The 9,893-nt window shown below is 69.4% G+C and carries 13 protein-coding genes; 7 read left to right on the top strand and 6 right to left on the bottom strand.

The features are described from left to right. The coding region (locus AB0D44_RS33640) for a transposase (protein WP_362598477.1) at positions 1–391 on the top strand (391 nt) is incomplete at its 5' end. On the opposite strand, the gene AB0D44_RS33635 is transcribed toward AB0D44_RS33640, so the two are convergent. Together AB0D44_RS33635 and AB0D44_RS33630 are read right to left on the bottom strand one after the other, a co-directional pair. Next, the gene (locus tag AB0D44_RS33635; RefSeq protein WP_362598475.1) at positions 388–630 is read right to left on the bottom strand and encodes a hypothetical protein; all 243 of its coding nucleotides are present in this window, start codon (positions 628–630) and stop codon (positions 388–390) included. The genes AB0D44_RS33640 and AB0D44_RS33635 overlap by 4 nt on opposite strands. 327 nt (positions 631–957) lie before the next feature. Next, positions 958–1,272: a chitin binding peritrophin-A domain-containing protein gene (locus AB0D44_RS33630; protein ID WP_362598472.1), complete on the bottom strand. Its 315-nt coding sequence runs from the start codon at positions 1,270–1,272 to the stop codon at positions 958–960. A 297-nt stretch (positions 1,273–1,569) separates the two neighbouring features. On the opposite strand from AB0D44_RS33630, the gene AB0D44_RS33625 reads away from it, so the two are divergent. Further along, a complete protein-coding gene (locus AB0D44_RS33625) occupies positions 1,570–1,659 on the top strand; it encodes a helicase associated domain-containing protein (RefSeq protein WP_362598469.1) in 90 nt (29 codons plus the stop codon). 132 nt (positions 1,660–1,791) lie between these two features. On the opposite strand, the gene AB0D44_RS33620 is transcribed toward AB0D44_RS33625, so the two are convergent. Together AB0D44_RS33620 and AB0D44_RS33615 are read right to left on the bottom strand one after the other, a co-directional pair. After that, positions 1,792–1,995, bottom strand: coding sequence for a cold-shock protein (locus AB0D44_RS33620; RefSeq protein ID WP_019072426.1), 204 nt, complete (start codon positions 1,993–1,995; stop codon positions 1,792–1,794). Between the two features lie 246 nt (positions 1,996–2,241). Then, positions 2,242–2,580 (bottom strand): helix-turn-helix domain-containing protein, encoded by a 339-nt coding sequence (locus tag AB0D44_RS33615; RefSeq protein ID WP_362598466.1) that lies wholly within the window; start codon positions 2,578–2,580, stop codon positions 2,242–2,244. 904 nt (positions 2,581–3,484) lie between these two features. Between AB0D44_RS33615 and AB0D44_RS33610 the strand changes: the two genes are divergently transcribed. After that, the gene (locus AB0D44_RS33610; protein WP_362598464.1) at positions 3,485–3,688 is read left to right on the top strand and encodes a hypothetical protein; all 204 of its coding nucleotides are present in this window, start codon (positions 3,485–3,487) and stop codon (positions 3,686–3,688) included. On the opposite strand, the gene AB0D44_RS33605 is transcribed toward AB0D44_RS33610, so the two are convergent. After that, positions 3,678–4,148 carry a hypothetical protein gene (locus AB0D44_RS33605; RefSeq protein WP_362598462.1) on the bottom strand — a complete coding sequence of 157 codons (471 nt, stop codon included), beginning with the start codon at positions 4,146–4,148 and terminating at the stop codon, positions 3,678–3,680. The two genes, AB0D44_RS33610 and AB0D44_RS33605, sit on opposite strands and share 11 nt — an antisense overlap. Before the next feature lie 917 nt (positions 4,149–5,065). Between AB0D44_RS33605 and AB0D44_RS33600 the strand changes: the two genes are divergently transcribed. Next, the gene (locus tag AB0D44_RS33600; RefSeq protein ID WP_362598459.1) at positions 5,066–5,986 is read left to right on the top strand and encodes a hypothetical protein; all 921 of its coding nucleotides are present in this window, start codon (positions 5,066–5,068) and stop codon (positions 5,984–5,986) included. A gap of 55 nt (positions 5,987–6,041) precedes the next feature. Next, on the top strand, positions 6,042–7,499 hold the full coding sequence (locus AB0D44_RS33595; protein WP_362598457.1) for a phospholipase A2: 1,458 nt from the start codon (positions 6,042–6,044) through the stop codon (positions 7,497–7,499). 200 nt (positions 7,500–7,699) lie between these two features. On the opposite strand, the gene AB0D44_RS33590 is transcribed toward AB0D44_RS33595, so the two are convergent. Then, the gene (locus AB0D44_RS33590) at positions 7,700–8,260 is read right to left on the bottom strand and encodes a winged helix-turn-helix domain-containing protein (RefSeq protein WP_362598454.1); all 561 of its coding nucleotides are present in this window, start codon (positions 8,258–8,260) and stop codon (positions 7,700–7,702) included. Between the two features lie 57 nt (positions 8,261–8,317). On the opposite strand from AB0D44_RS33590, the gene AB0D44_RS33585 reads away from it, so the two are divergent. Both AB0D44_RS33585 and AB0D44_RS33580 read left to right on the top strand, forming a co-directional pair. Further along, the gene (locus AB0D44_RS33585; RefSeq protein WP_362598451.1) at positions 8,318–9,223 is read left to right on the top strand and encodes a S41 family peptidase; all 906 of its coding nucleotides are present in this window, start codon (positions 8,318–8,320) and stop codon (positions 9,221–9,223) included. 301 nt (positions 9,224–9,524) lie between these two features. Beyond that, positions 9,525–9,713 carry a hypothetical protein gene (locus AB0D44_RS33580; RefSeq protein ID WP_362598448.1) on the top strand — a complete coding sequence of 63 codons (189 nt, stop codon included), beginning with the start codon at positions 9,525–9,527 and terminating at the stop codon, positions 9,711–9,713. Positions 9,714–9,893: the final 180 nt, after the last annotated feature.

Below are 9,893 nucleotides of genomic sequence, written 5' to 3'. Positions count from 1 at the left end.
CCCGCTCATGCAGGCTCTGAACGTGGCCCGAACCGGAGCCGGGCGCCCCCGCAGCCGTCCAGACCGGGCCCGCGGCGACAAGGCCTACTCCAGTCACGCGAACCGCGTCTACCTGCGCAAACGCGGGATCAAGGCAACGATCGCGCAGCCGGACGACCAGCGGGTGAAGCGCCGCCGACGCGGCCGAGCCGGCGGTCGCCCGCCCGCCTTCGACCGCGAGCAGTACCGCCGACGCAACACCGTCGAACGCTGCATCGGGAAGCTGAAGCAGCACCGGGCCGTCGCGACTCGGTACGACAAACGCGACTACATCTTCAACGGCACCCTGGCCACAGCAGCCATCGTCATCTGGCTCCGCGACCTCATCAAAGAACCATCAGACACTGCCTAGTCCTGCGGGAACGTCATGTCGTGGATCTGGTCCGGCCTGACCGTCGTCGCGCGCGTCATTTCCGTCCTGCCATCGACGTCGGCGCCGTCGACGATGTAGTGGTCGACGCGGCCGTCTCTCTTGACGACTTCGGTCACTGTGCCCTCCACGACGTCCGGGACGACCTCCCGGTGAACACCCGGCACGGGCTTCTGGACGGCTCTGTACGTGATCTTGTCGCCTACCGCGTATTCAGCCACGGGCCCTCCTGGTCGTCGAATCCGGCGGATTCTGGTTACCACGGAGCGTGTACCTCCTGATGGTCTCCGCATAACGCTGCCTCCCCCAACGGAGCACTCGCACGCGTTGGGCTGGCGTGCGCGGCCGTGGCGGGCAAAAGACAGGGCGAGAGCAGCGGCAGCCACGGTGGCGGCCCGCATAAGCAAGATCATCACCCGGCGGTTCTACCGGCCGCCCCCACACCGGCGACAGGACCCGGAGCAGCAGTTCACCCCCCCCCTGGCCCTGTCATTCAACGCCGAAACGCCACTGCACCTGCGGAGTGGCCCGGAGTCAAACTGCCGGGGTCAGTCGGGGAGGGGCTCGTACGCCTTGTTGTTCGGGTTGAGGGCGAAGGGGTGGTTGCAGTGTCCCGGCGGCAGGTCGATGTCGTAGACGGTGCCGGGAGGGCAGTCGTAGTCGGCGCGGAGCAGGATGCCGTCCTCCTCGTAGCACCGGTAGAACTTCTTGACGTCACTTTCGTGGGGGAAGTAGCCCTCCTCGGTGCAGCCGTTGCTCTGCATGACGGGTGCGGCGAGCGCTGTCTGCCCCACCGCGGGGGCGAGGACGGCGGTCAGAGCCAGCGCGGCGTACGTGGCGAAGCGGGTGATGAGCGAGGTCACAGGAAGCCTCCATCGTCAGACAATGGTGATCACCAATCCAACGAAGCGCGCGCCACGGGCGATACGGACCGGGGTGCCACTCCATCACCGGGCCGACAGCCTGCCGGTGTTCGGCGCACCAGGCGGCCGGGACCAGGCCCCCGCAGGCATACCGGCGCACGCACACCCCTCCCCGACCCGGCGGACGGCACCCCGTGACGGACCACCCCGCCCGCCGAGCCCTCCGCGGCAGAACCACGCAGGCCCGCCGGCCAGGACGGCGTCAGCCACAGGCCACCCGACCCCGACCGGAACCGCTTGTGGGTCAACGACCAGCGCCGCCGGGCCGCCGCCCTGACGCCGGAGCGGGTGGAGCAGCTGTCCAAGGTCGGGATGCGGTGGGCGTGACGGGCGTCATGCCCGTCCGTAGGCTGTCCACCAGGCGGCGGCGCAGAAAGGCCCTGCTCCTCCCGGAATGAACCAGGAGGAGCAGGGGATTCTGGGCCAAGCTCAGCTGCCAACAACGTGCAGGAGCTGAGGTCAGGCCGGGTTGATGTTCTCCGCCTGGGGGCCCTTCTGGCCCTGGGTGACGTCGAACGTCACGGCCTGGCCCTCCTGCAGCTCGCGGAAGCCCGAGGAGTTGATCGCCGAGTAGTGGGCGAAGACGTCCGGGCCCCCGCCGTCCTGGGCGATGAAGCCGAAGCCCTTTTCGGCGTTGAACCACTTCACAGTTCCCGTAGCCATGTCTCATGCCTTCCAGTCGATGAACGCCTCCCACACCATGCGGGAGGCGGAGGTGATCGCCCTGGTTCCTGCGGCACAGCACAGCAAAGCGCCCACGCCGAAGGCGTGGGCAAAGGGAACTTCCGAACCACGACAGCTGACACAGACGGTACACGTCCGCACACGCTGTCACCACGGGAGACGGGCACCCGTCATGGCTTGTACCGGGTGCGCGCAGCCCACCGAGGCCGGCGGGCGCGCCCCAGCTCACGCCGCAGCTGTTGGATGCGCTGACTCGGCGGCGCAGCGGTACTCGGCGTTGATGCGCTGCGCTTCCTCGAGCTGGTCTTCGAGGATGACGATCCGGCAGGCCGCCTCGATGGGGGTGCCCTGGTCGACGAGTTCCCGGGCGCGGGCGGCGATGCGCAGCTGGTAGCGGGAGTAGCGGCGGTGTCCGCCGGCGGAGCGGAGCGGGGTGATGAGGTGGTGTTCTCCGAGGGCGCGGAGGAAGCCCTGGGTGGTGCCGAGCATTTCGGCGGCCCGGCCCATGGTGTAGGCGGGGTAGTCGTCGTCATTGAGACGGCCGAACGAGTCGTCTGCTGTCATTGCACCTCTCTGTGGAACGCGTGGAGGGGCCCGGGTGCCGTACTGGCACCCGGGCCCCGAAGGAACTGCTACACCATCTGCCGGCCCTGATGCTGCGCCGGCCTACTGTTTCCGCTGGCCCGACCTGGATGCTGTCGGGGGTGCGGGGATCGCGGATGCGTGACCGGAGACCACCTCACTATCGATGTCCTGCGGTACCCGGGCTCCGCACTGCTCGCCCGGGCGATCCTGATGGCGCTCGGCTCCTCCGTTCTTCCCTCTGGATCAATCACTTACCAAACGGGAACTGCGAACTGCTGGTGTTGCGTACTGCTGGTGGCCTCTCACAGCGCCACTTCGGCAGCCAGCCCCGTCGCCCATCCTGCATCTGCTCTGGCTTAGAACCCCACTGCCGAACCTCCCGGTGCGCGCGCCCGCAGCCGACGCCTTCACCGAGGTACTGCTCACTGATCTCACTGCTGGGTACTGCCAACTGCACTTACTACGGGTACTCCCACTGCGTTAACTGCGGTACTGCTCATGGCGGCCCCTGATCACTGCGGGCCGCCCGGTCCGGTCACCAGTCCCGTCGCCGTCCTGCAACAGCCCTGGCTTCGAAACTCCGTCACCGCACCGTCCTGCGAACTGCAACTGCGTGTACTGCGGTACTGCTGCCCGGCAGTTCGTCTCTGCCGGGCCCTGCGGTCCTTCTTGGTTACGAGAGAAACCATAACCACACCACCACCCAATGTCTACTCCGGCCGACACAGATTTCTGTGCGTTTGCCGATCAGGTAATCGGCCTCGAACGATGACTCGGACAGGCGCGGGGAGCGGTCGTCACTGGATTGCCCGCCATAGCGCAGGGCACAAGCACCACGCGGGCACCACCGGGCGTTGACGATCCAGAGACCAGGGTGAACGTCATGGACACGACGAGCGTCAACCTCGCAACCGCCCGCTCGGCCGCCTCCGTCGCCGGCGCCCGCGACAGCACCCGGGACTTCCTCGAACGTCTCGTACGCCCGCTCCCAGCCGAGACTGCCGACACGGTGGTCCTGGTCGTCCCTGATGGTTTGCAGGACGACGTGGCCGGTCGCGTGTCACGTCGGACCGTGGTCAGTCGGTGAGGTCCGTACGCCACTGGGCGCGGGCGGTGGAGAGGAGCTGCGGGAGGTCTGAGGGCTGCTCGTCGTACTGCTGGTCGTTGACGAGGAGCTGGTAGACCTGTCCGCCGTCGCCGGCGACGAAGAGTTCGGTGCGGTGGCAGGGGGTCTGGCGGGCGGGCCAGTGGTAGTCCAGCTCGAGGCGTGCGGCTTCCTTTCCGTCTTGGGTGTCGGCGTGGGTGTTTGCGGTCAGGGCCACCATCTTCGACTCCTCCGTCTGGGAGTACCAGGCGAGTTGTCCTTGGGCGGCCGTCTGGGCGGTGTGGCCGTTGCTGTCGTCCCGCTTCACCCCGATCACGTATCGGTTGTCGGGGGAGACCCAGGTGGACTGGAGTGCGTTGTCGACGTCCGGTTTCCAGCCGTCGGGTACGGCGACGGCGAGGCGGAGGGCCTTCGCCCGGACGGTATGCCAGCCGGACGGCACCGGTGGGGGTGTCGGTTCTCCGGAGCTCGAGGGTGGCGGGGATGCGGGGGCCGAGCCTTCCGGTGCCGGGGGGTTGGCGGCAGTGGGGTCCGGCGCGGCAGGTGCTGCGATCGGCTGTTCTTGCGTTGTGTCTGCGGGTGAGGAGGATCCGTCGGGCGTCTGCGGTGAGCCGCTGTCATGGTTGGCGATCACCAGTACTGCGACCAGGGCTGCGAGTGCGGCCCACTGCGCGGGGGCGCTCCAGCGTCCCCGCCGCCCGGTGCGCGGTGCGCGTCGGGGTGCCGGCGCGCGCTTGGCCCGCGGAGCGGTCGGGGCAGCAGTGTCGCCTGGGGCTGGTGGGCCGCTGTTCGGCGTTCGCTTGCTGCCGTGGTCGTGGTCGTGGTCGTGGTCGTGTTCGTGTCCGGGCGTGGGTGGGGGGTCGGGGGACGCGGCCGGGGTGGGGGTCGCGGTCGTCGCGGCGGTGTGAAGGCGGCGTGCCTGCTGGAGCTTGTCCGTTCTGGTGCGGGCGTCGCGCGGGTAGCGGTTCTCGATGATCTGGTTGAGCCGCCCGAGCGGGATGATCTTCGTTCCGGAGCGGTATTCGCTCCATACGCTCCTGCTCAGCTGGTAGCGCTCTTCGAGCTGGCTGACGGTGTCCTCGGCTGTCAGCTCCCGTAGGAACCGCGCCAGGTCGTTGGCTTCGGGTGTGCGGCCCTTTAACGGGCCCGGCGGACGTCCTGGTCTGCTCATCTCTCCCCCTCCTGGGTGCCGGCGTGTTCGCGGACATGGGTGCAGATTCGCGATTGTCCGGTGCCCCCGAATCGCTGACCTGCACTGACAACAACACGACCCGACGGATAATCAGATCAGGTTCCAGCGTGGTGTTCCACCGCTTCCGCCAACGCGGGCAGCGGGACCACCACGAGGAGGGGACCACCGTGCACCGACCGTTCGTCCGCCGGCCCAAGGCCCTCGCGGCCCTGGCGGGACTGGCGCTGGCCATCGGGCTGGCCGTCATCCCCGCACAGGCCCAGAGCACACCGCACTACGAGCGCCCCGTGGCAACCGGGAGCATCGGCCGGGGAGCGGCACCCGGCGGGCCCGTCACCCGGGAGCAGGTCATCGCCCGGGCCGAGCACTGGGTGAAGAAGGAAGTCGCGTACAGCCAGGCGCGCTGGTGGAAGGACGACGTGACGGGCGGCTCCTACCGGCAGGACTGCTCCGGGTTCGTGTCCATGGCGTGGCAGCTGAAGGAGAGCCTGACCACCCAGTCCCTGCCCGCCGTCGCCAACCGGTTGTCCGGCTTCGACCAGCTGCAGGCCGGCGACGCCCTCGACCACCCGGCCGCTCACGCCATGCTGTTCGGCGGCTGGATCGACAAGGCCAAGGGAGACTTCGTCTACTACAGCCAAAGCCGCAGCGGCCGGCCGGCCCGCAAGGACACCGCCAACATCCACGACAGCCGTATCGCCGGGCACCCCCGCACCGCCTACATCCCCCTGCGGTACAAGAAGATCGCCGCCACGGCCCAGGCTCCCGCCGCTACGGCTACTGCCGTGCCGTCAACGCCGGCCACGGCCACCACACCGCCGAAGCCCGAGGCGAAGCCGAAGCCGAAGCCGATGCCGAGTACCAGCACAGCAGCGAGCGCGAAGCCCGGCGCCACCGCCCCCGCCGCGTCACCGCCGCCCTCCGCCTCGAAGCCCCCGGCTGCGTCCGCGCCGCCCTCTGCCTCGAAGCCCCCGGCCGGCACCGCGGGCGGTCCCACCGCGGCTGCCCGCCCGGACGCCACCACGCCCCGCGGCGGCTGCGCACCGACCGTCCGGGTCTCCTTCTGGCAGTGGATCTTCAGTTTCTGAATCGCGTCCTTCCGCACCCGTGTATCTCACCGTCGACCGTCCCGAAGGGATTTCGATGAACACCGTCATGCCCCGACCCGTCCGGCAGGCCCCGAGGGCCGCCGTCACATGGTGGCGCAGGTTCCACGGCGCGTTCCGCATGCTGTGCCTGCTGGCCGTCGGAGTCCTCGCCCTCGGCGTCGCAGCGAACGCCGCCCCCGGCAAGCGGCAGTTCCACCGCGCTTCCGCCGCCGAGCCGACGATCGCGATGGATCAGATCGTCTCCACCGGCACGGCCGTCTACGCGCTCTCCTCCGACCGCCAGGGCGTCTACGAATGGTCCACCCACCAGAACAACTGGATCAAGGTGCACGGGCCCGCCAGGAACCTCTACGCCGGCGGCAAGAACCTCTACGTGACCGATCAGGCCGTCGGCGACATCCACAAGTACGGCGGCAAGCCCGACCAGTGGAACCGCATCGGCGGCCCCGGCCTCACGTTCGTCGCCACCGGCGAGAAGGTGTACGGCATCAGCCCCGACAGCAGCGGAGTCTGGGAGTACACCGGGAAGACCGGGGAGACCGGGGAGAAGGACGTCTGGACACGAATCGGCGGACCCGCCAGGAATCTCTACGCCGGCCCTGCCGAGCACGTCCGCCGCTCCGTCAAGGACCTCAACCGCCGACCGCCCAGCACCCTCTACACGACCGACCCGGCCACCGGCGGCCTCTACGCATACGACGGAGAGCCCGACGAGTGGACCCGCGTCGACACGCCCGGCGCCACGTTCGCCGTCACCGACAAGAACCTTTACGGACTGACCCCTGACCACAGGGTCGTCGAACGTGACACGAAGAGCCGCAAGTGGAAGCCGGTCGGCGGGCATGCCGGCCACATCTTCGCCGGCAACACGCTCTTCAAGACCGACAAGGTGACCGGTGACCTCTACAAGTACAACAGCAAGGCCGGGTGGAACCGCATCGGCGGCCCCGCCGCCGCCTTCGCCACCAGCGGCCACTACCTCTACCGGCTCTCCTTGGACCGCCGCTCCGTCCAGAAGTACAACGGCGACGGCTCCACCGACGAGTGGCGCGACCTGCGGGCGCCCGTCACCCCGGCCACCCACGCGGAGAAGGTCGCCCGGCTGACCGCCCTCACCCAGTTCGGCACCGACGCCACCAACGCCTGGTACGCGGCGTACGGCGCCCACCGCACGGGCAAGCCCGACCGCTACGAGTTCCGGTGGACCAGCAACGTGTGCAACTCCCCCGCCCCGAACTCCTTTGGCAGCTACGACTTCACCCTCGCCTGCATCCGCCACGACTTCGGGTACCGCAACTACCGCGACCTCCTCGGCGAGACAGCCTTCCGCACCAGCCCGGCCGGAAAGCAGCGCATCGATTTGATCTTCCGCCAGGACCTGAACCAGATCTGCGACCAGCGGGGCTGGCCCATCCGCCACACCCCCGGCGAACGCACAGCATGCAAGGAAGCCGCCAAGGTCTACTTCGGCGCAGTCGCCACCGCCCGCTGACCCGCGCCCCGCACCGCAGGGTCCCTCGCCGGCGCGGCCGGCACCCTAAAGGCCCCGGCCGCGCCCCGCAAAGGGGAGCAGCCGGGGCCTGGTGGTGGGCGGTCCGGCACCCCACCGACCCGCGGCCAGGAGTACTTGCTCGTGGGCCGATGTGGCGTGCGGCAGCCGAGGCCCGGACCGGGTGCGACGTGCTGGTCGGGTCATCGCCCGGGCCGTTCCGGGGCGGAACCGGGGGGGCTGGGCGGCAGGGCCTGCTGATAGAGCGCCACCAATACGCCGTGCAGGGGCTGGTCTTCCGCGTTCTCCTCGGTCTCGTCGACGAGTTTGGCGAGTGCCTCGCCGAGTTCTCTTGCCTTCGTGGGGCTGAGGCGCAGGTGGCGCAGGGTCAGGTGGGTCTCGGCGGGTGAGAGGTCCAGTTCCTGGGCGAACGCGGCGAGCATGGCGGCGGTGCCTGCCGCCTGGGGTTCGGCGACGACCATGTGGCGGGCCGTGCGCTGGTAGTACTGCTCGGTGCCGCCGCGGACCTGGCGGGTCTCGGCGATGTGCACCAGCCCGGCTTCGCGGAGCACTTTGAGGTGGTGGGCCACGTTGCCCTTCTTCGCGGCGAGCTGCCCCGCAAGCTGCCTGACGGTGGCAGGCCGGTGGCCCAGGGCGAAGAGCAGCCGCTGGCGCAACGGGTGGGCGAGTGCCGCGAACTGCTCAGGCGCGCCGATCTCCAGGACGTCCTCAGGGGGTGGCAGATAGGGAGGCTGATCGCGCATACCGAAAGTGTCTAAATTCTTTGACGCTTTCGCAAGGGCAGTGCTCTACTTCCTGCCATGACGACTTCAGCGAAGCTTGCGCCGGCCCCTGTCATCGACGAGACAGCCCGGCTCCTGATCGAGCACTACGTGTTCCCCGAGATAAGCCAGCAGGTCGCCGACCTGCTGCAACGACGCCTTGCCGGGGGCGCCTACGACGTCGACGGCTCCGAGGAGCTCGCCCGGTTGGTGACCGCGGACCTGCAGTCCGTCAACGGCGACCGGCACCTGAGGCTGAAGCACCACGCCGACCCGGTATCTGCGGAGCAGGGGGCGGCCAGCATGGAGGCCATGCGCCGGGACTTCGACACCTCGCTGGGCGGGGCGCCCCGTGTGGAGCTGCTCGCGGGCGGGGTCGCCGTGGTGGAGCTGGCACCGATGCTGTTCCCGCTGGAGTGGGCCGCCGAGCCGTTGGGCGCCGCGCTCACCCTGGCTTCCCGCGCCCAGGCGCTGATCGTCGACCTTCGCACCAACCGGGGCGGCGACCCGGACACGGTCGCCTTCGTCTGCAGCTACCTGCTCGACGAGCGCACCCACCTCAACACCATGCACTGGCGCCGCGGCGAGCGCAGCGAGCAGTCGTGGAGCCTGCCCCACGTTCCGGGCGCACGCTTCGGCGGCAGCAAGCCGTTGTACGTGCTGACCAGCAACGACAGCTTCTCTGCGGCTGAAGAGCTGGCGTATGACCTCCAGCAGCTCGGTCGCGCCCTGATCGTCGGCGAACGCACCCGCGGCGGCGCGCATCCCTGCAAGGGCTGGACGGTACACCCGCACCTGGAAGCCACCGTCCCCGTCGGCCGCGCCGTCAACCCCCTCTCCAGCACGAACTGGGAAGGCACCGGAGTCCAGCCGGACATCGCCTGCGCTGCCGCCGATGCCGCCGACCGCGCACACGCGCACGCCCTCACCCAGCTCGCAAGCTGACCCACTCCAGCGCTTCATCGGTGGACGGAAAGCCGGCCGGGTACCACCTGGCCGCTGCCAGGCGGCTCGATTCGGGCCCGACGGCTCCGTCCGGACCGCCCGGGGTGCGGGTTCCGGGCGGCCCGTCCGCGGCTGCCGCCGACACCGCCCGGATGCCCCGCCCGCCTCCGGACGTGCGGGGTCCTGCCCGTCCTTCGCCAGGGCGGGGTGGGCCGATCGGCCCAGTGAGCGGGCGGCCCCACCTTCGTCGTGCCAGCCTCGACAAGGATCAACCACCCCCCACCACCAGGAGCGCAGTCTCATGGGTATCAAGGACGAGATGCAGGACAAGGCCAAGAAGGCCAAGGAGAAGCTTCAGGGCAAGCAGGACAAGGCTTCCCAGCAGGGGCTGACCGAGCAGGAGCGGCTCCGTCAGCGGGCTGACGAAGCCCGTCAGGGCGGTCAGCGGGCCTTCGACGACATCCAGGACGACATGGACGACCGTCGCTAGGCAAGGCAGGTGGTCAGGGCCCGTGCCCCGTCGGGGTGCGGGCCCTTTCCGGCGGGTTTCAGCTTTCCGGTCAGAGCACTGGGCGCTAGGGGGTGTCTGACGGAGGTCCGTGGTGAAGGAGCGGTGTCCGGTGCGTGCTCTCGGCGTGCCGGCCGGATGCCCTCGTACTGGACGTACTTG

The organism is Streptomyces sp. NPDC048349 (assembly GCF_040651925.1).
Taxonomy (GTDB): domain Bacteria; phylum Actinomycetota; class Actinomycetes; order Streptomycetales; family Streptomycetaceae; genus Streptomyces.
This window is presented reverse-complemented; position numbering and strand designations above follow the sequence as displayed.

Bases quoted from the DNA above. Each gene is read 5' to 3' on its own strand.
- AB0D44_RS33620 (WP_019072426.1), bottom strand. From the start codon at position 1,995: ATGGCTACGGGAACTGTGAAGTGGTTCAACGCCGAAAAGGGCTTCGGC.
- AB0D44_RS33615 (WP_362598466.1), bottom strand. From the start codon at position 2,580: ATGACAGCAGACGACTCGTTCGGCCGTCTCAATGACGACGACTACCCC.
- AB0D44_RS33610 (WP_362598464.1), top strand. From the start codon at position 3,485: ATGGACACGACGAGCGTCAACCTCGCAACCGCCCGCTCGGCCGCCTCC.
- AB0D44_RS33595 (WP_362598457.1), top strand. From the start codon at position 6,042: ATGAACACCGTCATGCCCCGACCCGTCCGGCAGGCCCCGAGGGCCGCC.
- AB0D44_RS33590 (WP_362598454.1), bottom strand. From the start codon at position 8,260: ATGCGCGATCAGCCTCCCTATCTGCCACCCCCTGAGGACGTCCTGGAG.
- AB0D44_RS33585 (WP_362598451.1), top strand. From the start codon at position 8,318: ATGACGACTTCAGCGAAGCTTGCGCCGGCCCCTGTCATCGACGAGACA.
- AB0D44_RS33580 (WP_362598448.1), top strand. From the start codon at position 9,525: ATGGGTATCAAGGACGAGATGCAGGACAAGGCCAAGAAGGCCAAGGAG.